Annotated in this window: 26 protein-coding genes; 6 read left to right on the top strand and 20 right to left on the bottom strand. The window is 64.0% G+C overall.

All coding sequences use genetic code 11. The annotated features are described in order from the left end of the window. Positions 1-3 precede the first annotated feature (3 nt). From C7I85_RS07320 to C7I85_RS07295, 6 genes are all read right to left on the bottom strand, one after another. Positions 4-783, bottom strand: coding sequence for an ATP-binding cassette domain-containing protein (locus C7I85_RS07320; protein ID WP_106723310.1), 780 nt, complete (start codon positions 781-783; stop codon positions 4-6). Beyond that, on the bottom strand, positions 780-1574 hold the full coding sequence (locus C7I85_RS07315) for an ABC transporter ATP-binding protein (RefSeq protein ID WP_106723309.1): 795 nt from the start codon (positions 1572-1574) through the stop codon (positions 780-782). The genes C7I85_RS07320 and C7I85_RS07315 overlap by 4 nt, the downstream gene beginning before the upstream one ends. Continuing rightward, positions 1571-2401 (bottom strand): ABC transporter permease, encoded by an 831-nt coding sequence (locus C7I85_RS07310; RefSeq protein ID WP_106723308.1) that lies wholly within the window; start codon positions 2399-2401, stop codon positions 1571-1573. The genes C7I85_RS07315 and C7I85_RS07310 overlap by 4 nt, the downstream gene beginning before the upstream one ends. Continuing rightward, the gene (locus C7I85_RS07305) at positions 2398-3384 is read right to left on the bottom strand and encodes an ABC transporter permease (RefSeq protein ID WP_106723307.1); all 987 of its coding nucleotides are present in this window, start codon (positions 3382-3384) and stop codon (positions 2398-2400) included. The genes C7I85_RS07310 and C7I85_RS07305 overlap by 4 nt, the downstream gene beginning before the upstream one ends. 41 nt (positions 3385-3425) lie before the next feature. Next, positions 3426-5036 (bottom strand): ABC transporter substrate-binding protein, encoded by a 1611-nt coding sequence (locus C7I85_RS07300; RefSeq protein ID WP_106723581.1) that lies wholly within the window; start codon positions 5034-5036, stop codon positions 3426-3428. Between the two features lie 215 nt (positions 5037-5251). Further along, positions 5252-6178: a LysR family transcriptional regulator gene (locus C7I85_RS07295; RefSeq protein ID WP_106723306.1), complete on the bottom strand. Its 927-nt coding sequence runs from the start codon at positions 6176-6178 to the stop codon at positions 5252-5254. An 83-nt stretch (positions 6179-6261) separates the two neighbouring features. Between C7I85_RS07295 and C7I85_RS07290 the strand changes: the two genes are divergently transcribed. Then, positions 6262-7158 carry a DMT family transporter gene (locus C7I85_RS07290; protein ID WP_106723305.1) on the top strand — a complete coding sequence of 299 codons (897 nt, stop codon included), beginning with the start codon at positions 6262-6264 and terminating at the stop codon, positions 7156-7158. Between the two features lie 21 nt (positions 7159-7179). Here the strand turns inward: C7I85_RS07290 and guaD are convergent, their stop codons facing one another. Beyond that, complete coding sequence (gene guaD, locus C7I85_RS07285; protein ID WP_106723304.1) at positions 7180-8529, bottom strand: guanine deaminase; 1350 nt, start codon at positions 8527-8529, stop codon at positions 7180-7182. A 302-nt stretch (positions 8530-8831) separates the two neighbouring features. Here guaD and C7I85_RS07280 point away from each other — a divergent pair, with 302 nt between their 5' ends. Then, entirely contained in the window at positions 8832-9035 is a 204-nt protein-coding gene (locus tag C7I85_RS07280; RefSeq protein WP_106723303.1) for a hypothetical protein, read from the top strand. A 74-nt stretch (positions 9036-9109) separates the two neighbouring features. Here the strand turns inward: C7I85_RS07280 and irrA are convergent, their stop codons facing one another. Next, the gene (gene irrA, locus C7I85_RS07275; RefSeq protein ID WP_106723302.1) at positions 9110-9631 is read right to left on the bottom strand and encodes an iron response transcriptional regulator IrrA; all 522 of its coding nucleotides are present in this window, start codon (positions 9629-9631) and stop codon (positions 9110-9112) included. A 290-nt stretch (positions 9632-9921) separates the two neighbouring features. On the opposite strand from irrA, the gene C7I85_RS07270 reads away from it, so the two are divergent. The 4 genes from C7I85_RS07270 to C7I85_RS07255 are packed head-to-tail and all read left to right on the top strand — an operon-like array spanning position 9922 to position 13383. Then, positions 9922-10794, top strand: coding sequence for a metal ABC transporter substrate-binding protein (locus C7I85_RS07270; RefSeq protein ID WP_106723580.1), 873 nt, complete (start codon positions 9922-9924; stop codon positions 10792-10794). Beyond that, positions 10791-11684, top strand: a complete 894-nt coding sequence (locus C7I85_RS07265) for a manganese/iron ABC transporter ATP-binding protein (RefSeq protein ID WP_106723301.1) — start codon at positions 10791-10793, stop codon at positions 11682-11684. Before C7I85_RS07270 ends, C7I85_RS07265 begins: the two co-directional genes overlap by 4 nt. After that, the gene (locus tag C7I85_RS07260) at positions 11684-12541 is read left to right on the top strand and encodes a metal ABC transporter permease (protein ID WP_146148841.1); all 858 of its coding nucleotides are present in this window, start codon (positions 11684-11686) and stop codon (positions 12539-12541) included. The genes C7I85_RS07265 and C7I85_RS07260 overlap by 1 nt, the downstream gene beginning before the upstream one ends. Continuing rightward, entirely contained in the window at positions 12538-13383 is an 846-nt protein-coding gene (locus tag C7I85_RS07255; RefSeq protein WP_106723299.1) for a metal ABC transporter permease, read from the top strand. The genes C7I85_RS07260 and C7I85_RS07255 overlap by 4 nt, the downstream gene beginning before the upstream one ends. 59 nt (positions 13384-13442) lie before the next feature. Here C7I85_RS07255 and C7I85_RS07250 read toward each other — a convergent pair whose 3' ends face one another. From C7I85_RS07250 to leuD, 12 genes are all read right to left on the bottom strand, one after another. Beyond that, on the bottom strand, positions 13443-15065 hold the full coding sequence (locus tag C7I85_RS07250) for an ABC-F family ATP-binding cassette domain-containing protein (RefSeq protein WP_106723298.1): 1623 nt from the start codon (positions 15063-15065) through the stop codon (positions 13443-13445). 135 nt (positions 15066-15200) lie between these two features. Continuing rightward, positions 15201-15581, bottom strand: a complete 381-nt coding sequence (rpsP, locus tag C7I85_RS07245; protein ID WP_106723297.1) for a 30S ribosomal protein S16 — start codon at positions 15579-15581, stop codon at positions 15201-15203. Positions 15582-15606: 25 nt separating this feature from the next. Continuing rightward, the gene (locus C7I85_RS07240; RefSeq protein ID WP_106723579.1) at positions 15607-15951 is read right to left on the bottom strand and encodes a chorismate mutase; all 345 of its coding nucleotides are present in this window, start codon (positions 15949-15951) and stop codon (positions 15607-15609) included. Between the two features lie 8 nt (positions 15952-15959). Continuing rightward, the gene (gene ffh / locus C7I85_RS07235) at positions 15960-17540 is read right to left on the bottom strand and encodes a signal recognition particle protein (protein ID WP_106723296.1); all 1581 of its coding nucleotides are present in this window, start codon (positions 17538-17540) and stop codon (positions 15960-15962) included. Between the two features lie 396 nt (positions 17541-17936). Beyond that, a complete protein-coding gene (locus C7I85_RS07230; RefSeq protein WP_106723295.1) occupies positions 17937-18971 on the bottom strand; it encodes an aspartate-semialdehyde dehydrogenase in 1035 nt (344 codons plus the stop codon). Between the two features lie 323 nt (positions 18972-19294). After that, positions 19295-19789 (bottom strand): GNAT family N-acetyltransferase, encoded by a 495-nt coding sequence (locus tag C7I85_RS07225; RefSeq protein WP_106723294.1) that lies wholly within the window; start codon positions 19787-19789, stop codon positions 19295-19297. A gap of 1 nt (position 19790) precedes the next feature. Next, positions 19791-20903 carry a 3-isopropylmalate dehydrogenase gene (gene leuB, locus C7I85_RS07220; protein WP_106723293.1) on the bottom strand — a complete coding sequence of 371 codons (1113 nt, stop codon included), beginning with the start codon at positions 20901-20903 and terminating at the stop codon, positions 19791-19793. Between the two features lie 119 nt (positions 20904-21022). Then, positions 21023-22063, bottom strand: a complete 1041-nt coding sequence (gene gmd, locus C7I85_RS07215; protein ID WP_106723292.1) for a GDP-mannose 4,6-dehydratase — start codon at positions 22061-22063, stop codon at positions 21023-21025. Further along, positions 21996-23138: a glycosyltransferase gene (locus C7I85_RS07210; protein WP_245444858.1), complete on the bottom strand. Its 1143-nt coding sequence runs from the start codon at positions 23136-23138 to the stop codon at positions 21996-21998. Before C7I85_RS07210 ends, gmd begins: the two co-directional genes overlap by 68 nt. Before the next feature lie 444 nt (positions 23139-23582). Then, positions 23583-23963 carry a RidA family protein gene (locus tag C7I85_RS07205; protein WP_106723290.1) on the bottom strand — a complete coding sequence of 127 codons (381 nt, stop codon included), beginning with the start codon at positions 23961-23963 and terminating at the stop codon, positions 23583-23585. Between the two features lie 16 nt (positions 23964-23979). Further along, entirely contained in the window at positions 23980-24804 is an 825-nt protein-coding gene (locus C7I85_RS07200; RefSeq protein WP_106723289.1) for a hypothetical protein, read from the bottom strand. A gap of 212 nt (positions 24805-25016) precedes the next feature. Further along, positions 25017-25622 (bottom strand): 3-isopropylmalate dehydratase small subunit, encoded by a 606-nt coding sequence (gene leuD / locus C7I85_RS07195; RefSeq protein WP_106723288.1) that lies wholly within the window; start codon positions 25620-25622, stop codon positions 25017-25019. Between the last annotated feature and the right edge of the window lie 12 nt (positions 25623-25634).

Here is a 25634-nt window from a genome sequence, read left to right as displayed (position 1 = left end):
GCTTCAGGCGCCGTGCCTGAGCTTCGGCGCAGCCGCCACGAGCGCCCGCCCGGTAGAGGACTGCGGGTTGGCGATCACTTCGGCGGCTTTGCCTGTCTCCACGATCCGGCCCTTGTCCATGATGGCGACGCGATGGGCGATGGCGCGCACCACGCCGAGATCGTGCGAGATGAACAGATATGCGATGTCTTGCGAGCGTTGAAGGTCGAGCAGCAGCTCGAGGATCTGCCCGCGCACGGAAACGTCGAGCGCCGACACCGCCTCGTCCAGCACGATCAGCCGCGGACGCGTGGCAATGGCGCGGGCGATCGCAACGCGCTGGCGCTGGCCGCCAGAAATCTCGTGGATCGCGCGGGTGGCGAGATCGGGCGACAGGCCGACGCGTTGCAGAAGCTGCGCGATCGCCTCCGGCCGCTCCGCGCGCGGCACGATGCCATGGATGCGCAGCGGATCGTCCAGCACCCGCGCGACGGTCGCGCGCGGGTTGAAGGCGGCGCGCGGGTCCTGGAACACCATTTGCAGCCGGGCGCGGACGGCGCGGAGCCGAGCGCCCTTGAGCGCCAGAAGGTCCTCGCTGTCGAAGCAGATTTCGCCACCATCGAGTTCGGTCAGCCGCATCAAAGCGCGCGCGGCGGTGGTCTTGCCGCTGCCTGAGGGGCCGACCAGCGCCAGCGTCTCGCCCGGCGCGACCTCGAAGCTGACATCGTCCAGCGCGGCGACGGCGCGGCCGCGGCTGTCGAAGCGCTTGCGCAGGTTGGTGGCTGCGAGAAGCGGCGCGGTCATGCGACAGCCTCTGGCGCCAGCAGCGACGGCGTGTCGAGCCCCATATGCGCGGCGAGCAGGCTTTTGGTGTAGGCCTCGCGCGGCGCATCGACGATCTGCCCCGCATCGCCTATCTCGACCAGCCGCCCATGGCGGAACACCGCGATCCGGTCGGCGATTTGGCTGGCGAGTGCGATGTCGTGGCTGATGAACAGGAGCGACATGCCGTCCTCGGCCACCAGTTCCTCGAGCAGCCGCACGATCTCGGCCTGCACGATGGTGTCGAGCGCGCTGGTTGCCTCGTCGGCGATCAGTAGGCCCGGCCGTGCCGCAATCGCCTCGGCAATCGCCACGCGCTGGCGCTGACCGCCGGAAAGCTGGTGCGGGAATGCCCTCAGCGCCGAGGCCGGATCGGGCAGGTGCACACGACCGAGCAGCATTTCGGCGTGTTCATAAGCCTCCCGCCAACTCCTGCCGAGATGCGCGCGCGCCACCTCGGCGATCTGCTCGCCGATGGTCAGCACCGGGTTGAGGCTGGAGGACGGGTCCTGGAAGACAAAACCGAGGTCGCGGCCATTGACTGGCCGACGCTCGAGTTCCGGCCAGCGGACGTCGCCGTCGACGCGCGACCCGGGCGGCAGCAGGCCGGCAATGGCGAGCGCCAGTGTACTCTTGCCCGAGCCGCTTTCGCCGATGATGGCCAGCCGCTCGCCGGCCCGGAGCTCGAAGGAGACATCCTTCAGCACCTCGGTCTCGCGGCCGTCGCCGCGATAGCTGACGCCCAGCTTTTCGACAGTGAGACGCACGCTCATGACTGGCGCTTCCTTGCCGCGGAGGCTTCGACAAAACCTTCGCCGGCGAGATAGACGCCGAGCACGGTGAGCACGAGTGCGATACCGGGGATGATCGACAGGAAGGGTGCCGAGCGCAGCACGGCGCGGCCCTCGGCGATCATGCCGCCCCAGGTCACGCGGTTGGGGTCGCCCAGGCCGAGGAAGGATAGTGCTGCTTCGACAAGGATGGCGGCTGCGACGATGATGGACGACAGCGCTAGCACCGGCGGCAGCGCGTTGGGCAGCACCTCGCGGAAGGCGATCTCCAGCGGATGCATGCCGATCACGCGGGCGCTCGCGACATAGTCGCGTTCGCGGATCGACAGCACTTCGGCGCGGGCGACGCGCGCCGGGCCGGTCCAGGCGCCGAGCGCAATCGCGATCACCACCACGGCCAGCGACGGCCCGACGACGCTGACGAAGGCCAGCGCGAGCAGAAAGCCCGGCACGGTCTGGAAGGCATCGGTGATGCGCATCAACACCTCGTCGGTCAGGCCGCCGGCAAAGCCGGCCAAGGTGCCGACGGTCGCGCCGATGGCGATGGAGGTCGCCGCTGCCGCGAGGCCGACGGCAATCGAGGTGCGCGCGCCGTGAAATAGTTCGGCTAGCACGTCGCGGCCGAGCCGGTCGGTGCCGAGCGGCAGCGACCAGTCCTGGAAGGGTGGCAAAAGCGCAGGGCCAGCGATCGAAAGCGGATCGCGGGGGAACAGCAGCGGTGCCGCCAGCGCCATGGCGACAAGTGCAGCGAGGATCAGCGCGCCGGCCACCGCCTCGGGCGTGCGCAGGAAGCGGCGCAACAAACTCATGAGCTCTCCTCGCTTGCGCCGACGCGCGGGTCGAGCACGGCATATAGCATGTCGACCACGAGATTGATGAGGATGACCAGCACGGCGCTGACCAGGATGATGCCGAGCAGCAGCGGCGTGTCGCGTGAGCCGACCGCCTCCTGCGCCAGCCGGCCGAGGCCGGGAATGGAAAACACGCTTTCGATCACCACGCTGCCGCCCAGCATGGCTGCCGATTGCAGGCCAAGAATGGTGACGAGCGGCAAAAGCGCATTGCGGGCGACATGCCGCCAGACGATGCGCCGGCGCGAAATGCCCTTGGCGCGCGCGGCCAGCACAAAATCCATGCGCCAGATTTCGGCCATGCCGGCGCGCATGACGCGCAGATAGAGCGCCAGATAGATGATGCCGAGCGCCGTCACCGGCAGCACCAGATGCTGCGCGATGTCGAGCGCGCGCGAAACGCCGGTCTTCCCCGAGGCGATGGTCTCGATGCCGCTCGAAGGAAACCAGCGTAGCTGCACCGAAAACAGCACGGTCAGGACCAGCCCGAGCCAGAAGCCCGGCACGGCGTAAAGCGCCAGCGGACCGATGGAGAGAAACCTGTCGCGAAAGCTGCCCGGCCGCGCGCCGGCGGCGATGCCGAGCAACGAGCCGACGCCGAAGGAGAGCGCGGTGGCGCTGCCCATCAGAAGCAGCGTGTTGGGCAGCCGTTCCAGGATCACGTCGCGGATCGGCCGCGAGAAGGTGACCGAATAGCCGAGATCTAGATGCGCCAGCGACCAGAAATAGGCCGCGAGCCGCGCCAGCGCCGGCTGGTCGAGCCCCCACGTCTGGCGCAACTCGGCGATCAGCCCGGCGTCGCCGCCGGTCATGCCGACATAGGCGTCGACCGCGTCGCCAGGCGCCGCCTCAAGCAGCAGGAAGGTGCCGATGACGACGATCAGCAGCACCGGAATGGCGCCGATCAGCCGCCGGCGCAGGAGGAGCAAGGCGCGTCTCACGTCTCGTCACATATCCTCGGGAAACGAATTGCCCGATGATGTCATGTTTCGAGATAGGTGTCCGCCCAGTTCGACACCGCCCAGCGCGGATTGTTGGAGACGTTCTTCACCGTGTCGCGGGCGACGGTGATAAAGCTCCATTCGGCCACGTTGATGAGCGGCAGGTCTTCCACCACCTTCTTCTGGAACTCGCGGTAGAGCCCGGTGCGGGCTTCGGCATCGATGGTTTCGGAGGCCTTCTCGATCAGCGCGTCGATCTCTGCGTTCTTGTAGCCGCCCTGGTTGGAGAAGGGCACACCGTCCGGAATGCCGCTCTGCACCAGGATGGTGGTGGAGATGGCCGGATCGCCGCGGAACACCGGCGGCGCGACCGCCAGGTCGAAATCGTGGTCGGTGTAGACCGCCTTCTGATGCGCGGCCGCGTCGTTGTTGACGATCTGGGCGTCGATGCCGATGGCGGCGAGCGCCTGGCGCAGATAGTCGCCGAACTGTTTTGTCTCGTTGAAATAGGGCGCGGGCAGGAGCTTCAGCTTGAAACGGGTGCCGTTGGCGTCGCGCTTGTAGCCGGCCTCGTCGAGCAGCGCATTGGCCTTGGCCGGGTCGAAGGCATAGGCCGGTACGTCCTTGGTATAGAACTGCTTGTCGTTCTGCGGCACCGGCCCGGTCGCGGGCGCGGCATAGCCGAGGAAGACCGTCTTGACGACAAAGTCCTTGTCGATGGCATGCGCGATGGCCTGGCGCACCTTGAGGTCGGCCAGCTCCTTGCGGCGGTGGTTGATCTCGACCACCAGCTGGTAGGTGAGACCCTCATAGCCTTTTGTCACCACCTCGATGCCCGGCACCTTGGAGATGCGAGCCAAGTCGGCCAGCGGCACGGCCGAGAAGGCGGCAAGGTGGATTTCCTCCGCCTCCAGCGCGCCGGCGGCCGCTGCGCGGTCGGGCAGCACGCGATAGACGATCTCGTCGAGATGTGGCTCGCCCTCGCCCCAATATTTGTCGTTGCGCTCCAGCCGGTAATATTCGCCGGCCTTGTGCTCGGCGAGCTTGAACGGCCCGGTGCCGACGAGTGCGGTGTTAGCCGGGTTTTCGGCGATGTCGCTGCCTTCGTAGATGTGCTTGGCGACAACGCTGGTGAGCGCCGGCAGCGCATTGCGGATGAGCTGGAAGGGCGTGGGCTTGGAGAAGCGGAACACGGCGGTGTGCGCGTCAGGCGTGTCGACTGCCTCAAGATCCTTGAACACGACGCGGCCGAGATTCTGCAGCGGTTTCCACACCTGCAGTGCTGAGAAGGCGACGTCGGCCGAAGTGAAGGGCTTGCCGTCATGCCAGGTCACGTTCTCGCGCAGCTTGAAGGTGACGCTACGCCCGTCTTCCGAGCCTTCCCAGCTGACCGCCAGGCGCGGCTCCAGCCCGTCCTTGCTGTCAAAGGAAGCTTCGGCCAGCGGCTCGATCACCTTGCTGGCGATGAAGAACACGCCGTTGGAGGCGACGATCGCCGGGTTGAGATTGCGCGGCTCCGAATCCGACGCCACGATCAGCCGTCCGCCCTTGGTCGGCGTCTGCGCCCACAGCGTGCCCGGCAGGGCGGTCGAGGCAAGCAAGAAGGCAGAACCGGCCAGAACGCCGCGCCGGGAAATCCTGAAATCTGACATCACATGCTCCATTGAGGTTGACGTCCGCCCCCTCTCCAGGGCCGGCATTCGACGTGCTGATGACCGAAATTGTCGACGAGACTAATCGAATATCGCGATTATCGATATGGCCGGGCATTAAGCCAGCGACGGAATTGCCACGATCCATCGGCGGATGAGAAATTCCGTTCCGGGCGGGCTCGTTACAGGAGCAGGTTCGTTCGGCGGAGGCTGCCTCAGGCAGTTGCCTGCAAGAAGGCCTCCACTGTGTCGGCCTCCACACCCGCCTCGCGGGCGATGCGTCGCGCCAGCTCGGCCGCCGCCGGCCGCGGCGTGCCGGTGGGGCGGTCGAGCCAATAAGCCACCGGGTTCAAGACCTCGCCCTGGTCGACCCGGACGATCCGGCCGCTGGCAAGCTGGTTCACCGTCAGCGGCGGCCGCGCCAGCGCGATGCCGAGCCCATAGGCCGCCGCATCGAGCACCAGGTTGTAGTCTTCAAAGCGCCGATCCTGCGCGCGCGGACGATAGTCGATCCCCTGGGCGCCGAACCAGGCGCGCCAGCCAGATGCGTCGGAATCGTGGATCAACGGAAATTCCAGCAGCCGCTCCGTCGCCCCTTGCCCGATGTCCTTCGCCAGCTGCGGCGAAGCGATGGGAAAGCACCATTCCTCGAAAAGCTGCAGCGAGACGCGGCCTGGGATGCGCCCTCGCCCGCAACGCACCGACAGGTCCATGCCTTCCTCGGCGAGGTCGACCTGATGGTTGTCCACGTCGAGCACGATGCGCAGCTGGGTCGAGCCTTGTTCCAGTGCCGACAGCCGCGGCATCAGCCAGAGGCTGGCGATGGACGGGATGGAGGTCAGCCGCACCACGGCCGCGCCGCGCGGCTCGCTCCAGCGCTCGGTGGTGTTGGCGATCAGCGCAAAGGCTTCGGATGTGCGCAGGTAGAGGCGCTGGCCCTCCGGCGTCAGCGACACGCCGCGCGCGCCGCGCTCGAAAAGGCGCGAGCCGAGCCAGTTTTCCAGCTTGGCGATCTGCCGGCTGATCGCGCCATGGGTGAGGTTCAGCTTGTCGGCGGCGGCGGAAAAGCTGCCCGTGCGCGCCGCGGCCTCGAAAGCGCGCAGTGTCTCAAGCGGCAGGATTGGGTTCGAGCTGTGATCCATACTCACAGCAGAACGCCGATTTATTCGATTGTCAATCAGCTCGCGTGGCGCTTTTTATGACGCGTATCAGACGAGGCCGTATCATGAGCATCAACACAGCAGTTTCAGAGAGCAGCCGTCCCGCTGGCGCCGTCACCGCCGCGGCCGTGGCGATCACGGTCCTTTCCTGGGCTTCCGCCTTTCCGGCCATCCGCGCGGGGCTTGCCGCCTTCGGTCCGCTGGAGCTCGGCGCGATGCGTTTCGGCATCGCTGCGGTGCCGGCCGCGATCTTCCTGCTCGTCACGCGCCCGCCTTTGCCGCGCGTCAAGGAGGCCTGGCGTTTCGTCTGCGGCGGCGTGCTCTTCGTTGCGCTCTACACCGTGCTGCTCAACATCGGCGAGCAGACCGTCTCGGCCGGCGCCGCCAGCTTCATCATCAATGTCAGCCCGATCCTCACCGCCATTCTAGCGACGGTCACGCTTGGCGAGCGCTTTTCTGGCGCAGCTTGGGTCGGCACTTTCCTGTCCTTTGCCGGCGTGGGCATCATTGCTCTGGGCGAAGGCCAGGGTTTCGAGATCAACCAGGGCGCCCTCTTCATCCTTGGCGGGGCGCTCTGCACTACCATCAACACGGTCGTGCAAAAGCCGCTGTTTGCGCGCCACAGCCCCCTCACCGTCGCCGCCTGGAACATGGTGATCGGCGGGATCTGCCTGGCGCCGGCCCTGCCCAGCGCACTTGCCCAGGCATCGACTGCGAACACTCAGGCGCTGGGCGCCGCGATCTATCTCGGCATTGTGCCGAGCCTGATCGCCTATGCCAGCTGGGCGGTGGCGCTGTCGCGCCTGCCCGCCTCGCGCGCCTCGAACTTTCTGTACTGCGTGCCGCCGGTCGCGACCCTCATCGGCTTTGTGTGGCTCGGCGAGGTGCCGGGACTGCTCGGCCTCATCGGCGGGGTGCTGGCTCTGGGCGGCGTAGTTATCGTCAATCTGCGTCGGCGTTAGGTACCCGCGTCCGTCGGCCGGTCAGTCCGATCGGCCGACATAATCGCCGCTGACCCAAATGCGCTTGATATTGGCGCGCATGGCGTTCAGCACGATTTTCTGGAACACGTCTTCCGGGCTGTCCAGCTCCGGCCATGTCCGGATGTTGGAGCCCGGAGCGTCCTGGTCGATCAGCAGGGCGTCGAACTGATGGCCCGGCTCGAACTTGCCGACCTTCAGGCCCAGCGCCTCCCCGCCGCCGGCCGTGGCCAGCCAGAACGCCTCGGCCACCGTAATCTGCGAATGAGCGACGCCGCGGTCGGCAGGCGACAGCGCCGGGTCTACCCCACCCTGCCGCGCCCGCGCGGCCATCAGTGTGTGCCGGCAGCCGTCGAGGATCGACGGGCTGTGCCCGCCGGAAATATCGCTGCCGAGGCCGACGCGGACATTGCGGTCGAGCGCCGCGCGCAGCGGGAACACCGCATTGGCGAAATAGATGTTGGACAGCGGGCAATGCGCCACCGCGGCCCCCCGCTCGCGGATCAGGTCCAGATCGCCATCGGTGACGAAGTTGGAGTGGGCAAGGATCGTGTGCTCCCGGAGCAGGCCGAAATCGGCAAGCACTTCCGTATCGGTCTTGCCGAAGCGGGCTTTGACAAAATCCTTTTCCCAATCGCTCTCCGAACAATGGGTCTGGATGAGGCAGCCCGTCTCCGCGGCGAGCTTGCCCAGCCCTTGCAGAAGCTCATCCGTGCAGCTCGGGATGAAACGCGGGGTAATGACCGGCCGCACGAGCGGATCGTTCGCCGGTGAAAGCTCCCTGACGGCGTCGATGAAGCGGCGCATTTCGTCCAGCGCCGTGGCCGCGTCCTTGTCGCGATAAAAATCCGGGCACTGGTCGGGGTCGTCCATGGCGACCTTGCCGACAAAGGCCCGTTGCCCCTTTTCGAGGCATGTCTGGGCGAGCGCCAGCGAGGCCTCCATGTGGATGGTGGCAAAATACACCGCCGTGGTGGTGCCGTTCGCCAGAAGCCCCGCGACCAGATCCGCATATATCTCGCGGGCGAAGCCGAGGTCGGAATAACGGGCCTCAAGTGGAAAAGTGTATTTCTGCAGCCAGACTTCGAGCGGAACGTCCAGCGCCTTCCCTAGCTGCGGCCATTGCGGCGCATGGATGTGCAGGTCCACCAGCCCGGGCAGGAGAACCTGGTTTGCCGGCAGCTCCAGAAGCCTGCCCTCAGCCTCCGCGCGCGTCTTTGCCTCCGCAAAGTCAGGGTTTTGGGGGCTGATGATTTCCGCGATGCGCCCGGCGCCATCGACCGAGATCAGCACGCCTTCCAGAATTTCGAGCTTGCCGCGCACCGGCGTATGAAACGCGGTTCCGCAAATCATTCTGTTTCGCACTTCGCTAGACCCTCCGGTGAAAGCCGCATTCCAACGTTCTTCGACGTCCATCTTTCATGCCACGATTGATTTGGAAATGGTGAGAGTCTTTCCATCGGAAATCGTCATCGCCTGATGATCAGCGACGATTTTGCCGATGGCCGAGGTCGGCCACAGGAACCGATGTGAGTGACCACCGACGCCGCCTAGATGCTCGAGACGCAAGGCTTTCCCGCCGCTTGATCGCACCGGCAAAACCGTCGAAGGTGTCGGTTGTAACCCGAAGTTCCCCGCACCGAGGCTGGCCCGATTTGACCAAGGATTCCCAACATCCCTTCTTCCGGCCGCTGTGGCGGCGTATCGCGCTGGTGGTCGTCTGCCTTGCATGGGCCGCCCTCGAATTCGTCACCGGCGCGCCGAGTTGGGGCGTCATCGCTCTCTGCTTCGCCGGCTACGCGGTGTGGCAGTTCTTGTTGGTGTATTCGCCACCGGCGGGACCCGGCAAGGAGGAGTGACTTTGTCGAACTGCTGAAGGCCGAAAAGGGCGCCGGCTCGCCTCACTTTCAGGCCTGATCCGGCAAAGCGGGCTTCAGCGCAGACTTCGAGGCCCGCTGTCAGGCATTGCCTGCCCGGCGGGCGGCTCGGGTTGCACTTGCGTCAGCCGCACGACGACATCGACCCTGGTGATCTCGTAACCCTCCGGCGGAGTGGGCAATCGCTCCACCGCGATCCCGCCGGGCGCAACGTCGAGCACCAGCCCCTCCGCCTCGATGTAGAAATGATGATGGTTGCCGGTGTCGGTGTCGAAATGGGCCCGCTCGTCGTCGACGCTGATCCGGCGAATAAGCCCTGCTTCGCTGAAATGGCCGAGCGTGTTGTAGATGGTCGCGAGCGACAGCATCTCGCCGGCGAAGTTCGCTTCCTGGAGCAGGTCGTCCGCCGTCACATGGCGATGCGCGGAGCCAAACAGCAGCCGGCCGATCGCGACGCGCTGCCGGGTGGGGCGCAACCCGGCGTCTTTCAGTCTCTGCTCGACCTCGGGCTCTGATGCGCGGGGCAACGCGCGTTCGGCTAGCAATCGTTTTCGGGTTTCTTCGGGAACGAGAAGCATTGGATCATCCGATGGGGTGACAGGCGATTGTTGTGGAACAGCCTTCAGGCCTGCCCGGTCCGGGATCGGCAGCGCTGGAACTGGCCGCACCTTGTTTCATCGGATTTTGGTCCTCTTCCCTGCGAACGATTTGCAGCTGAGGATATGAGAGCTGGGGTTTCCGTCAAGTCTTTTTGCAAACGAATTGCAATTGCAATCTTTAGCTAGGTGCCTTACAGCCGCAGTTGAGAAGCAATCGCAAGAAGGAGAAAAATGTGTTCGACAAGCTCAGGCGCTCGGTTCTCGCCGGCATGGTAGGAAGCGCCCTTGCCGCCGTCCTCATGGCTGCACCGGCAACGGCTCAGGAAAAATTCAAGGCGGTGACGACCTTCACCGTCATTGCCGACATGGCGCAGAACGTGGCCGGCGATGCCGCGATCGTGGAATCGATCACCAAGCCCGATGCTGAGATCCACAACTACCAGCCCACTCCGGGCGACATCCAGAAGGCGCAGGGCGCGCAGCTCGTCCTGTGGAACGGCCTCAACCTCGAACTCTGGTTCGAAAAGTTCTTCCAGAACCTGAAGGATGTTCCGAGTGCCGTCGTCTCCGAAGGCGTCGAGCCCATGGGCATTGTCGAGGGCCCCTACACCGGCAAGCCCAACCCGCATGCGTGGATGTCGCCGTCGGCGGCGCTGATCTATGTCGACAACATCCGCGACGCCTTCGTGAAGTACGATCCGGCCAATGCCGCGACCTACAAGGCCAATGCCGAAGCCTACAAGGCCAAGATCAACGCGGCAATCGATCCGATCCGGGCCGAGCTTTCCGCCATCCCCGAGGACAAGCGCTGGCTGGTTTCGAGCGAAGGCGCCTTCAGCTATCTGGCCCGCGATTTCGAGCTGAAGGAGCTCTATCTGTGGCCGATCAACGCCGACCAGCAGGGCACGCCGCAGCAGGTGCGCAAGGTGATCGACGCGGTGAGGAAGAACGCCATCACCGTCGTCTTCTCGGAAAGCACGATCTCCGACAAGCCCGCCAGGCAAGTGGCGCGTGAGACCGGCGCGAAATATGGCGGCGTGCTCTATGTCGATTCGCTTACCGAAGCCGACGGCCCGGTGCCCACCTATATCGACCTTCTGCGCGTGACCTCCGGCACGATTGCCAAGGGGCTCACGCAATGAATGTGCGTGCAGCCACCTTCAGCCCCGCATCGAAAGATGCGGGGCTAGGCCTCGCGGTAAGGAACGCGACGGTCACCTACCGCAACGGCCACACGGCGCTGCGCGACGCCAGCTTCGCGATCCCCACCGGCACTATCGCCGCGCTGGTCGGCGTCAACGGCTCGGGCAAGTCGACGTTGTTCAAGGCCATCATGGGTTTTGTCCGGCTGGCACATGGGGAAATCTCCATCCTCGGCCAGCCGGTGGGCCGGGCGCTGAAGCAGAACCTCGTCGCTTACGTGCCGCAGAGCGAGGACGTCGACTGGAATTTCCCCGTTCTGGTCGAGGACGTGGTGATGATGGGGCGCTACGGCCATATGGGCATGATGCGCATTCCCCGCCGTGCCGACCATGAGGCGGTGTCGGCCGCGCTTGCCCGCGTCAACATGAGCGACTTCCGCAAGCGCCAGATCGGCGAGCTGTCGGGTGGGCAGAAGAAGCGCGTCTTCCTCGCGCGCGCGCTGGCCCAGGACGGGCGCGTCATCCTGCTCGACGAGCCCTTCACCGGCGTCGACGTCAAGACCGAAGACGCCATCATCAAGCTCTTGCGCTCGCTGCGCGACGAGGGCCGCGTGATGCTCGTCTCCACGCACAATCTCGGCTCGGTGCCGGAATTCTGCGACCGCACCGTGCTGCTCAACCGCACCGTGCTCGCCCATGGTCTGACCGAGGAGATTTTCACCCAGGCCAATCTCGAACGGACCTTCGGCGGCGTGCTGCGCCATTTCGTGCTGAACGAGGCGGACAGGTCTCAGTCCGTCGGCGTGATCACCGACGACGAGCGCCCGCTGGTTCTGCGCGGCGACAGGCCGGTTGCGCAAGTGTCCGGCCCGAATGGAGGCCAGGGGTGATGTCCGTCATGCTTGAGCCGTTCGGCTACGGCTACATGGTGAATGCCATGTGGGTTTCGGCGTTGGTCGGGGGCGTCTGCGCCTTCCTGTCGGCCTATCTGATGCTGAAGGGCTGGTCGCTGATTGGCGACGCGCTTTCGCACGCAATCGTGCCGGGGGTGGCCGGCGCCTACATGCTGGGCCTGCCCTTCTCCATCGGCGCCTTCTTCTCGGGCGGCATGGCCGCGGCGGCGATGCTCTTCCTCAACCAGCGCACCAAGCTCAAGGAAGACGCCATCATCGGCCTGATCTTCTCGTCCTTCTTCGGGCTTGGCCTGTTCATGGTGTCGCTGTCGCCCACCTCGGTGAACATCCAGACCATCGTGCTCGGCAACATCCTGGCGATCACGCCGGAGGATACGCTCCAGCTTGCCGTCATCGGCTTCGCGTCGCTGGCCATCCTGCTGGTCAAATGGAAGGACCTCATGGTCACCTTCTTCGACGAGAGCCATGCGCGCTCGATCGGCCTCAACCCGCCGCTGCTGAAAATCATGTTCTTCACGCTGCTCTCCGCCTCCACCGTGGCGGCGCTGCAGACGGTCGGCGCGTTCCTGGTCATCTGCATGGTGGTGACGCCGGGCGCCACCGCCTATCTGCTGACCGACCGCTTTCCGCGCCTGCTCGCCATCGCCGTCGTCATCGGGGCGGTCACCAGCTTCGTCGGCGCCTATGTCAGCTATTTCCTCGACGGGGCGACCGGCGGCGTCATCGTGGTGCTGCAGACGGCGATCTTCCTTGTCGTCTTCTTCCTCGCGCCCAAGCACGGCATGCTCGCCGCCCGACGGCGCGCGGCACAAGCCCTGGAGGCCGGCCTATGAGCTTCACCGACGCGCTGCTCACGCCGTTCCAGTTCGGCTTCATGGTCAATGCGCTGATCATCTCGGTGCTGGTGGCCGTGCCCGCCGCACTCCTGTCCTGCTTCCTCGTCCTCAAGGGCTGGTCGCTGATGGGAGACGCGATCAGCCACGCCATCCTGCCCGGCGTGGTGCTGGCCTATATCGTCAACCTGCCGCTGGCGCTCGGCGCCTTCGCCGCCGGCATGGCCTGCGCGCTCGCCACGGGCTTTCTCAAGGAAAACAGCCGCATCAAGCAGGACACCGTCATGGGCGTGGTGTTTTCCGGCATGTTCGGGCTTGGCATGGTGCTCTACGTCAAGATCGAGACGGACGTGCATCTCGACCACATCCTGTTCGGCGACATGCTGGGCGTGAGCTGGGGCGATATCGTCGAGACCGGCGTCATCGCCGCACTCGTGGTCGGCATTCTCCTCGTCAAATGGCGCGACCTGTTGCTGCACGCCTTCGATCCGGCGCAGGCACGGGCCATCGGCCTGCCGGTGCGGCTGCTGCACTATGGTCTGTTGTCGATCCTGTCGCTCACCATCGTTGGGGCTCTCAAGGCCGTCGGCATCATTCTGGCCATCGCCATGCTGATCGCCCCTGGCGCAATCGCCTTCCTGCTGTCCAGGACCTTCAGCGGGATGCTGATGCTTTCGGTGGTTGTCGCTGTGCTGGCGTCCTTCTTCGGCGTCTATCTGTCGTTCTTCATCGACAGTGCCCCTGCGCCGACCATCGTGGTGCTGCTGACGGTGGTCTTCATCGCCGCTTTCGTCCGTGCGACGCGCAAGGCGGCTCGGATCGAAGTGCGCGAGGCCACCTGAAACAGAGCGGGGACGGCAATGCCGTCCCCGATTACTTTGGGTCGTGTGAAAGAAGCCGTTCAGTGCCGCAGGCCGGGGGCTTCCTGACCCGTGCGCTCGACATATTCCGTATAGCCGCCGCCATAGGTGTGGATGCCGTCGGGCGTCAGTTCCAGCACGCGATTTGAAAGTGCTGCCAGGAAATGGCGGTCGTGCGAGACGAAGAGCATCGTGCCCTCGTAGCGCGACAGCGCTTCGATCAGCATTTCCTTGGTGGCGATGTCGAGGTGGTTGGTCGGCTCGTCCAGCACCAGGAGGTTGGGCGGATCGAACAGCATGATCGCCATGACGAGGCGCGCCTTCTCGCCGCCCGAAAGCACCCGGCACTTCTTCTCCATCTCGTCGCCGGAGAAGCCGAAGCAGCCGGCAAGCGCGCGCAGCGGCGCCTGCCCTGCCTGCGGGAAACTGTGTTCCAGCTGCTCGAACACGGTCAAGTCGCCGTCCAGCAGGTCCATGGCGTGCTGGGCGAAATAGCCCATCTTGACGCTGGGGCCGCGCGTCACCGTTCCCTGATCCGGCTCGGAGGTTCCCGCGGCCAGCTTCAAAAGCGTGGACTTGCCCGCCCCGTTGATGCCCATGATGCACCAGCGTTCCTTGCGGCGGACCTGAAAGTCCAGCCCCTCATAGATGACCTTGCTGCCATAGCGCTTGTGCACATCCTTGAGCGTGACAACGTCCTCGCCCGAGCGCGGCGCCGGCTGGAACTCGAAGCTCACGGTCTGGCGGCGCTTGGGTGGCTCGACGCGGTCGATCTTCTCCAGCTTCTTCACGCGGCTTTGCACCTGCGAGGCATGCGAAGCGCGCGCCTTGAAGCGCTCGATGAACTTGATCTCCTTGGCGAGCATGGCCTGCTGGCGCTCGAACTGCGCCTGCTGCTGCTTGTCGGCAAGCTGGCGCTGCTGCTCGTAGAACTCATAGTCGCCGGAATAGCTGGTCAGCGAGCCGCCATCGATCTCGATGATCTTGTTGACGATGCGGTTCATGAAGGCGCGGTCGTGCGAGGTCATCAAAAGCGCGCCGTCATAGCCCTTCAGGAATTCCTCCAGCCAGATCAGGCTTTCGATGTCGAGATGGTTCGAGGGCTCGTCGAGCAGCATCACGTCGGGCCGCATCAGCAGGATGCGGGCGAGCGCCACGCGCATCTTCCAGCCGCCCGAAAGGTCGCCGACATCGCCGTCCATCATCTCCTGGCTGAAGCCGAGCCCGTCCAGCACCTCGCGGGCGCGGCCGTCGAGCGAATAGCCGTCCAGCTCCTCGTAGCGGGCCTGCACCTCGCCATAGCGTTCGATAACCGCGTCAAGTTCGTCGGCGCGGTCGGGGTCGACCATGGCAGATTCGAGCTCACGCAGCTCGGCGGCCACCTCGCTTACCGGGCCCGCACCTTCCATCACTTCGGCAACCGCGCTGCGGCCGGCCATCTCGCCGACGTCCTGGTTGAAATAGCCGATGGTGATGCCGCGCTCGGTCGAAACCTGGCCCTCGTCGGGCAGTTCCTCGCCATTGATCATGCGGAACAGCGTCGTCTTGCCCGCGCCGTTGGGGCCGACCAGGCCGATCTTCTCCTGCTTCTGCAGGGTCGCGGAGGCCTCGATGAACAGAAGCCGGTGGCTGCTTTGCTTGCTGACGTTTTCGATGCGAATCATGATTTCAGACGCTGTGGAGGTGGACGTGCGGGCACCGGCGACGAGCGCCGGAGCCGGACAAGTTTCCGATGATGCCGGAAATGAAAACGGCGGGCCAAAAACCCGCCGTCTGCAATTCCAGCCGAAGCCGAGAGATTACTCGGCCGAGGGTTCCTGAGCGGCGGCCAGGGCAGCAGCAGCGGCTTCCTGGGCAGCCTTGATCGCGGCAGCGCGTTCCTGCGCCTTCTTGCCCGGCTCGCCCTTGGTCGGGTTGCTGCGGGCTTCGCGCGTGGCAAGGCCAGCGTCGGCCAGGAAGCGGGCAACGCGGTCGGTCGGCAGGGCGCCGTTGGACAGCCAGTGCTTGGCGCGGTCGGCGTCGAGCTTCACGCGCTCGCCGTCCTTGGGCAGCATCGGGTTCCAGGCGCCGATCGTCTCGATGAAACGGCCGTCGCGCGGGCTGCGCACGTCGGCGATGACGATGTGGTAGTAGGGGCGCTTCTTGGAGCCCGCACGGGCCAGACGGATCTTCAACGACATTTTGTTCTCCTAGGGTTCGTTCTGTTCAGCTGGTCTGTTGGCCGCCGCTCGATGCGGCGGAATTCTCGGTGCCGTTCGACGAAGCAGCGATCGCTTCGTGATGGCGGATCACTTCGCGGATGATGAAGTTCAAAAACTTTTCCGCGAAATCGGGGTCGAGCTGCGCCTCGTCGGCAAGTCGGCGCAGGCGTGCGATCTGGGTCTGCTCACGCGCCGGGTCTGCCGGCGGCAGGCCGTGGGTGGCCTTCAGCACGCCCACCGCCTGGGTGCAGCGGAAGCGCTCGGCCAGCATATGGACCAGCGCTGCATCGATATTGTCGATCGAGGCGCGATACTGGGAAAGCAGGTTTTTCACGTCGGCTTCGTTCATCGCAGCATTCACTTCTTCTTGCCCAGGCCCGGAAGTCCGCCGCCAAGGCCGGGCAGCTTCATGCCGCCGGGCAGGCCTGGAAGCCCGCCGCCATTGCCGAGACCGGGAAGACCGCCCGGCAGGCCTTTGCCGAGGCCGGCGGCCTCTGCCTGCTTCTTAAGCGCTTCGAGCTGCTTGGGGTCCATCTTGGAGAGGTCGGGCATCCCGCCCATCCCACCAGCGAGACCGCCAAGGCCCATCTTCTGCGCCATGCCGCCCATCAGGCCGCGCATCAAGCCGCCGCCTTTGCCCTTGCCGCCCATGGCCTTCATCATGTCGGCCATCTGGCGATGCATTTTCAAGAGCTTGTTGATCTCGGCCGCGTCGGTGCCGGAGCCGGCGGCGATACGCTTCTTGCGGCTGTGCTTGAGCATGTCCGGGTTGGCGCGCTCGGCCTTGGTCATCGAGGAGATGATGGCGAGCTGGCGTCCGAACATCTTGTCGTCGAAGCCGGCGGCGGCGATCTGGTCCTTCATCTTGCCCATGCCGGGCATCATTCCCATGATGCCGCCCATGCCGCCCATCTTTTGCATCTGGCCGAGCTGGTCGGCGAGGTCGTTCAGGTCGAATTTGCCCGACTGCATCTTCTTGGCCATCGCCGCGGCCTTTTCCGCGTCGATGGTTTCGGCGGCCTTCTCGACGAGGCTGACGATGTCGCCCATGCCGAGGATGCGGTCGGCGATGCGCTTGGGATAAAACTCCTCCAGCCCGTCCATCTTCTCGCCGGTGCCGATGAGCTTGATCGGCTTGCCGGTGACGGCGCGCATGGAAAGGGCCGCACCGCCGCGGCCGTCGCCGTCCATGCGGGTCAGCACCAGGCCGCTGATGCCGACGCGCTCGTCAAAGTTCTTAGCGAGGTTGACGGCGTCCTGACCGGTGAGGCTGTCGGCGACGAGCAGGATTTCGTGCGGGTTCGAGGCCTTCTTGATGTCGGCCATCTCGACCATCAGCGGCTCGTCGATATGCGTACGGCCGGCGGTATCGAGGATGACGACGTCATGGCCGCCAAGCTTGGCAGCCTGCACGGCGCGCTTGGCGATGTCGACCGGCGTCTGGCCGGCGATGATGGGGAGCGTGGCGACCTTGGTCTGCTCGCCGAGTTGGCGCAGCTGCTCCTGCGCGGCCGGGCGGCGCGTGTCGAGCGAGGCCATGAGCACTTTCTTGCCCTGGCGCTCGGTCAGCCGCTTCGCGATCTTGGCGGTGGTAGTGGTCTTGCCCGAGCCCTGCAGGCCGACCATCATGACCACGACCGGGGCGGGCGCGTTGAGATCTATGGCGACGCCCTCGGCGCCCAGCATCTCGATCAGCTCGTCATGGACGATCTTGACGACCATCTGGCCGGGTTTGATCGACTTCAGCACGGTCGCGCCGACGGCCTTCTCGCGCACGCGGTCGACGAAGGAACGAACGACCTCCAGCGCCACGTCGGCCTCGATGAGGGCACGGCGCACCTCGCGCAGGGCAGCCGAAACGTCGGCTTCCGACAGCGCGCCACGGCCGGTCAGGCCGTTGAGAATGGAGCCAAGTCGCTCTTGCAGCGAATCGAACATCGTTCTTCCTTCTGTCTCTGACTGGTTTCCCCGCCAGAGGTAATGGTTCCGCGGCCAAGAGCCAAGCATTCGAGCAATGCCCAAAGCCGTATGGCACCCGGGGGCGCATCGCGCTGCCGGGTGTTGACCTCCGGGATCGTCTATACCGCTATGGGTCCCGGTCGGCTGCTCGGAGTGATCTACTCGTCGCGGAATTGCCGGCGTGTAGATAGGAAAACGAGGGCAGAGTCAAGGCAAACCACGGATTTCGCGGCTTGGGAAACGAGAAAACCGGCGCTTCAGAGCATGATCCCGAAAAGTTGCAGACTTTTCGGACAAGATCCATGCTTCAATAAATCGCCGGTTTTGAAGCGAGCAGCGCGCCGGGTCAGGCGCGCTGCGGGTACAGGATAGCGATCAGGCCGCCTTCTTCTTCGGCGTGATCAGGCCGCGCGCGACCAGAAGCTCGGCGATCTGCACGGCATTCAGCGCCGCACCCTTGCGCAGGTTGTCGGAGACGACCCACATGGCAAGGCCGTTCTCGACGGTCGCGTCCTCGCGGATGCGCGAGATGTAGGTGGCATCTTCGCCGGCGGCGTCGATCGGGGTGATGTAGCCGCCGTTCTCATGCTTGTCGACGACCAGGCAGCCCGGCGCCTCGCGCAGGATGTCGCGCGCCTCGTCCGGCGTGATCGGGTTTTCGAACTCGACGTTGACGGCTTCCGAGTGGCCGATGAACACCGGCACGCGAACGGCGGTGGCGGTCAGCTTGATCTTGGGGTCGAGCATCTTCTTGGTCTCGGCCATCATCTTCCACTCTTCCTTCGTGTAGCCGTCTTCCATGAACACGTCGATGTGCGGGATGACGTTGAAGGCGATGCGCTTGGTGAACTTCTTGGCCTCGACCGGATCGGCGACGAAGACGGCGCGGGTCTGGGTGAAGAGCTCGTCCATGCCTTCCTTGCCGGCGCCCGAGACGGACTGGTAGGTGGAGACCACGACGCGCTTGATCTTGGCCTTGTCGTGCAGCGGCTTCAGCGCGACGACGAGCTGGGCGGTCGAGCAGTTCGGGTTGGCGATGATGTTCTTCTTGGAGAAGCCGGCAATCGCATCCGGGTTTACTTCCGGCACGATCAGCGGCACTTCGGCGTCGTAGCGCCAGGCCGAGGAGTTGTCGATGACGACGCAGCCCTGCTTGCCGATCTTGGGCGACCATTCCTTGGAGACGTTGCCGCCGGCCGACATCAGGCAGATGTCGGTGTCGGAGAAGTCATAGGTGTCGAGCGCCTTCACCTTCAGCGTCTTGTCGCCATAGGACACTTCGGTGCCCTGGCTGCGGCGGGAGGCCAGCGGCACCACCTCATCGGCGGGAAAGCCGCGTTCCTCGAGGATATTGAGCATTTCCCGGCCCACATTGCCCGTGGCGCCAGCGATCGCTACCTTGAAACCCATCTTGAGATTACTCCTGTCCCTCTCCGCTCGCTTCTTGGAGAAAGCCCGCCGGCCGTTGCGGGCTCTTCACCCCCGGGCCAGACCCGGGAGAGGGTGAGCAGGCCAAGGGAAATCAGACCGTAGTGGTCGTTTTTTTGGCCGTAGTTTTGGTCGAAAGCAGGGATGCGTCTCCGCGCCCGGCCCGATGGTTCGCATCATGGCCGGGGAAATCGAATGCGAAGAAAGCCGAAAAATGGCCGCGCATCGGAGGGTTCCCTGTTCGCCGCTGCTTTTACGCACTTTGCGTAAATAGTCAATCGAGCGCGAAGAGCAATGAAGCGCCGTCAGCGTTCTTCTTCGCCAGCAAGCGCTGCAAGCGCATCGCTGCCGAAACGGAGGAAGATCTTCTGGTCGTGGCGCTCGGCGCCGAGACGATCGTAGAAGCGCAATGCGCCCTCGTTCCAGTTCTCGGTGGTGAGGTCGATCCGGCCGATGCCCCCGGCAAGGCAATGCTGGGCAAGGAAACGGATCAGCGCCTGTCCTGTCCCGCTGTTGCGGGCGCCGTTGCGCACGAACAGGTCCTTCAGGAACAGCAGCCTTTCGAGATCGACGCCCGGATGCGCGATCGCGACCGAGGCAAGGCCGGCGACCTCTCCGCCGGCATGGGCCAGTGCGAAATGCGGATAGGCGGGGCTTTCGCTGGCCAGCCAGCCCCGCGCCTTTGCCAGAGCCACCTCGAAGGGAAGCTCCGGCTGCCGGTAATGAACGGCCATTTCGCAGAGAACGACCGCGAGGTCCGGGGCGTCGTCAAGCGTTGCCCAGCGGACCTCGATCTCCATGTCACGCCGCCAGCGACAGGAACTTTGCGACGATGGCATCGCCCATCTGGGTGGTGCTGACCTCGGTCTTGCCTTCGGACATGATGTCCTTTGTGCGCAGGCCGTCGTCCAGCACGGCGGCAATCGCCGCCTCGAGGCGGTCGGCCTCGGCCACCATGTTGAAGGAATAGCGCAGGCACATGGCAAAGGACGCGATCATGGCGATCGGGTTGGCAATGCCCTTGCCCGCGATGTCCGGAGCCGAACCGTGCACCGGCTCATAGAGCGCCTTGCGCTTGCCGGTCGTGGCATCCGGCGCGCCGAGCGAGGCGGAGGGCAGCATGCCGAGCGAGCCGGTGAGCATGGCGGCAACGTCCGACAGCATGTCGCCGAACAGGTTGTCGGTGAGGATGACGTCGAACTGCTTGGGCCAGCGCACCAGCTGCATGCCGCCGGCGTCGGCCAGCATGTGCTCGAGCTGGACGTCGGCATACTTGGCCTTGTGGGTCTGGGTGACCACTTCCTTCCACAACACGCCCGACTTCATCACATTGTGCTTTTCCATCGAGGTGACCTTGTTGCCGCGCGTGCGCGCCAGCTCGAAGGCCACACCTGTGATGCGCTCGATCTCGTAGGTGTCGTAGACCTGCGTGTCGATGCCGCGCTTCTGGCCGTTGCCGAGATCGATGATCTCCTTGGGCTCGCCGAAATAGACGCCGCCGGTCAGTTCGCGCAGGATGAGGATGTCGAGACCCTCGACCACCTCGGGCTTGAGCGACGAGGACGAAGCCAGCGCCGGATAGCAGATCGCCGGACGCAGATTGGCGAACAGCTGCATGTCCTTGCGCAGGCGCAGCAGGCCGGCCTCGGGGCGGACTTCATAGGGCACGTCGGCCCACTTCGGGCCGCCGACGGCGCCGAACAGAACCGCATCGGCGGCCATGGCCTTCGCCATGTCGGCGTCGGAGATCGACTGGCCGTGGGCGTCATAGGCAGAGCCGCCGACCAGGCCTTCTTCGGTTTCGAAACCGCTGCCGAATTTTTCATTCATGGCCGCAATGAGCTTGCGGACTTCGTTCATCGCCTCGGGGCCAATGCCGTCGCCCGGCAGGAGGAGGAGCTTGCGCGTTGCCATCAGAGAAAACCTTTCGGAAAGCCGTGAACCGCGGCCTTGCTAAACCCCACGCGGCCAACGCGCAAGACGGAATGGCTTGGTGCAGCAAGGGAAGTTTTTTCGTGCGGCTTGCCGATTCCTCAATGGGCCAGTTGGGCCTGCGCCTTTTCACGGGCGAGGTCGGCCGCAACCATCATCTGAGAGAGCTGCACCACCGTTGTGGTGGGCTTCCAGTCCAGGATCCGCCTCGCCTTGGCAGGGTTACCCAGCAGCAGATCGACCTCCGAGGGCCGGCGGAATGCCGGATCGATATGGATGAGATGGCGCTTGGTCTCGGAACAGCGGCCCACTTCATTGTCCCCGGTGCCAATCCACTCAAGATCGATCCCCGCCGCCGCGAAGGATTGGGTGGCGAAATCCCGAACGGTCGTGGCAACACCCGTTGCAAGGACAAAAGTGTCGGGCTCGTCGGCCTGCAGCATGCGCCACATGCCGTCCACGAACTCGCCCGCAAAGCCCCAGTCACGCTTGGCGTCGAGATTCCCCAAGGTCAGGCTCGATTGCAGGCCAAGGCGGATGCGGGCTGCGCCGATGCTGATCTTGCGCGTCACGAATTCCGGCCCACGCAAGGGCGACTCGTGATTGAACAGGATGCCTGAGCTTGCAAAGATCCCGTAAGACTCCCGGTAGTTCACCACGGACCAGTGCCCGAACAGCTTGGCGACGCCGTAGGGACTCCTGGGGTAGAAGAACGTCTCTTCCGTTTGAGGGGTCGACTGGACCTTGCCGAACATCTCGGACGACGAGGCCTGATAAACCCGAATTTTCGGATTTACGGTGTGCACCGCTTCCAGGACCTGCAAGGCACCAACGGCGGAAATCTGCGCCGTCAGCGTCGGCTCCTTGAAGGATACGCCGACATGGCTCTGACCTGCCAGATTGTAAATCTCGTCGGGTTCAGTGGCCGTGAGCGCGCGGATGTTCGAGCCAGGATCAGTCAGATCATGTTCAATGAGCGAGAAATTCTCGTGATCGGCTACCTTGAGTTCAACGAGACGCCAGAAGTTCTGCGTGCTCGTTCTGCGGTGTCCGCCGAAGACTCGGTAGCCCTTATCAAGCAGGTGCTTGGTGAGGTAGGCTCCGTCCTGTCCCGTTATCCCTGTCACGAAGGCCCGCTTCATACTTCGCCCTTTCCTTCACGCCGGCATTGGCGCGGCTATGTGCCTGCCACTTGGCCATGACCAGATCCCTGAATTCGGTCCGGAAGCGAGCGATGGAAAATCGCTCGGCATGCTGACGAATCGTCGTCGGATCGAATGTGATGGTTGAATTTTCAAACTTCGCGACCACATCGCAGACGGCCTGAGCGCTTTGCTCCCAGAAATGAAAGCCGGTCACGCCATCGATGACGGTCTCCGAAGCCCCTCCGCGCCCGAAGGCAAGCACAGGCGTGCCGCAGGCTTGCGCTTCCAGCGGGGCGATACCAAAATCTTCCTCCGCCATGAAAATAAAGGCCTTGGCGTCCTGCATGTGCTTCAGAAGAACGTCGTCCGGCTGATAGCCGAGGACGGAGACATTGGGGCCGGCCTCCCTCAAGGCGTCCTTGTATTGCGGCCCGTCGCCGATCACGACCAGCTTCTTGTCCGGCATCTGCCGGAAGGCCTTGATGATCAACGGAATCTTCTTGTAAGGGACCATGCGCGATGAGGTGAAATAGTAATCACCCTTCGCTCCGCCGATCTGGAAATAGTTCGTATCCACGCCGGGATAAATAACGTCCGAGTTCCGTCGGTAGGCCTTCCAGATACGGCGCCCGATATATTGCGAACAGGCAATGAAATGGTCAACGCCATTTGCCGTCCTTGTGTCCCAGATGCGGGCTCTGTGCAGTACTGCCCTGGCGACGACCCCCCGAGGCCTGCCATTGAAACGTTGTTCTCTTAGGTATTGATGCTGCAGATCCCAGGCATACCGCATCGGTGTATAGCAATAGCATATATGCAGTTGATCCGGACCCGTGATCACCCCTTTTGCAACAGCGTGACTGTTCGAGATGACGATGTCATAGCCGGACAAATCGAATTGCTCGACCGCAATGGACATCAATGGAAACAAATATCTGTATATTCCGGAGAGCGTTTTGAATTTTTGCAGGAAACTTGTCCGAAACGTCTTTCCCATGAAATGCGGCTTGAATCGCCCATTGCTAAAATCGACCAGGCAGAACAAGTCCGCTTCCGGGAAGTCCTTGAGCATCTCGGACAATACCTTCTCGGAACCGGCATAGGTTACAAGCCACTCGTGTACGAAGGCTATCCGCATCTCGACCCCATCGCTCTATTGCGAGTGTATAAGGAAAGTCCCCTCTCGATGAGAAAAATCCTGCATTATTGGGTCGAGTTTTGAAAGTAGTCCTTTTTTGCGCATGCCTCTGGGATATACTACTTTAGGGTCTACTTTTGTGGTGTGCTTAATACTGCGGATGAAGGCCGCCCTGGCCAATCCGAATCCCTGTCGCAAACTCGAAGCTGGGATGTGGCTCAGGCGCCTGACCGTCACCGAGTGCGCAAAGTCCCGGTGGAACTTGGGCTCCGCCTGGAGAAGTCTGCACGATGCGTATGCCGGTAGCGTACGGAGCGACGCTCTAAGGAAGTCTCCCTCCGGTCATGGGCGCCGATAACGGCCTGCCTCCGCTTAGGGTCACGCTCGCTTCAGCGCCGTCACTTCGATCTCGATCTTCATTTCCGGCTTGTTGAGCTGGCAGACGATCATGGTCGCCGCCGGCCGGATCTCGCCAAAGATCTCGCCGAGGATCGGGAACACGATGTCAGCACAGCGCTGGTCGGTGATGTAGTAGTGCGCGCGCACCACGTCGGCGAGCGAGAAGCCGCCCTCCTCCAGCGCCTTGGCGATGGTGCCGAGGCAGTTGCGGGTCTGGTCTTCTATGCTTTGCGGCATGGTCATGGTGGAGTAGTCGTAGCCGGTGGTGCCGGAGACAAAACACCAGTCGCCCTGCACGACGGCGCGCGAATAGCCGGCGGTCTTTTCAAAAGGCGACCCGGTTGAAATCAATTTGCGCATGGGATTGGCTCCCTACCTATTGGTTGAAGGATCTGGTCATTGCCGTGCGTATTTCGGCCGGCCAGGTGTCGAGCGGCGGCCAGGCGTCGGGCGTCGTTTCGGTCTGCTGTGCAAAATAGACGGTTTTGGCCTGCGGGTCGAAGGCAACAAAACCGTTGCCCTCGCCGCAGGAATGCGGAATGCAGCCGCTGCCGTAGAAGACGCCGGTGGCGGTCCTGTCCAGCCCGCCCGACACCGAGAGCGCCAGGGCCACATCGGGCAGCTTGTCGCCCAGCACCTTCTTGGCCGCTTCATAAAAATCGCCGTTGGCGAAGAGGTCGTAAGGGTGCGTAACCTTGGCCGGGTCGAGGTCGGCCCAGCTGGTGTTGGGTTGCGGCACATAAGCGAGCTCGCCGGAAACGCGCAGGCCCTGGTCGGGCGTCCAGCTCTGCACCTCGGCTGTTTCGCCAGGACGCAGATAGGGCACGAAGAAGAGGCCGTCCTGGGTGGCGGCCGCCGGCGGCGAGCCGCATTCCTTGCCCACCGTCTCTGTTTTCAGCTGGTCGCCGGCGGGCTTCCAGACGATCACCGTCGAGGTCCCGCAGGCATTGCCGCCGTCGCCGATCGAAAACAGCGCCACCTTGGTGCCCTGCAGCTCGACCGTGCGGTCGTAGAGCACGACATAGTTGTGCGCGAGTTCCTTGCCGTTGAAGGCGAGGACCTTTTCGAGCTCCTTTGTCTGCTTGATGGTCAGCTTGCCGCCGGCAAAGGGGATGACGGTCGGTTTTTCGTCCTGGGCGAAGGCTGACGCGCCAGCGGCAAGAAAGAGTGCGGCGGCGAGGGAAAAAGCGGTCCGGCTCATGGCAACTCCGAATCAGGGAGTTTCAAAACGGCCGGAAATCCAGGCTTCCGGCGGTGAATATGCCCTGACCATGCCACAGCCCCGCGGGCGCGTCAGCCCTTGAGGCGAGGTCGCCCGCGTGCAAGCGCCGCCGTTCGGGGCCAGAAAAAGCAAAAGGGCCGCACGAGGCGGCCCTTTCGAAAACGAGAACCGCCGGAAGCGGCTTGCAAGACTTACGCCCAGGGGCGGGTCTCGGCGTATTTCTGCTCGAAGGTCGCGATTGCCGGAGCCTTCTCCATCGTCAGGCCGATGTCGTCGAGGCCGTTCAGCAGACAGTGGCGCTTGAAGTCGTCGAGGTCGAACTTGACCACGCCGCCATCGGGGCCGTGGATTTCCTTGGCCTCGAGATCGACCGAGATCGTCGCATTGGCGCCGCGCGAGGCGTCGTCCATCAGCTTGTCGAGGTCTTCCTGGCTGACCGTGATCGGCAAGATGCCGTTCTTGAAGCAGTTGTTGTAGAAGATGTCGGCGAAGCTGGTCGAGATCACGCAGCGCACGCCGAAGTCGAGCAGCGCCCAGGGCGCGTGCTCACGGCTCGAGCCGCAGCCGAAATTGTCGCCGGCGACGAGGATCTGCGCCTTGCGATAGGCCGGCTTGTTGAGCACGAAATCGGGGTTTTCCGAACCGTCCTCATTGTAGCGCATCTCGGCGAAAAGCCCCGTGCCGAGCCCGGTGCGCTTGATCGTCTTCAGATAATCCTTGGGGACGATCATATCGGTGTCGATATTGACGATCGGCAGGGGGGCGGCGACGCCGGTGAGCTTGGTGAACTTTTCCATGATATCTGACCC

It is taken from the genome of Pseudaminobacter soli (ex Li et al. 2025), assembly GCF_003012705.1.
Taxonomy (GTDB): Bacteria; Pseudomonadota; Alphaproteobacteria; order Rhizobiales; family Rhizobiaceae; genus Pseudaminobacter; species Pseudaminobacter soli.
This window is presented reverse-complemented; position numbering and strand designations above follow the sequence as displayed.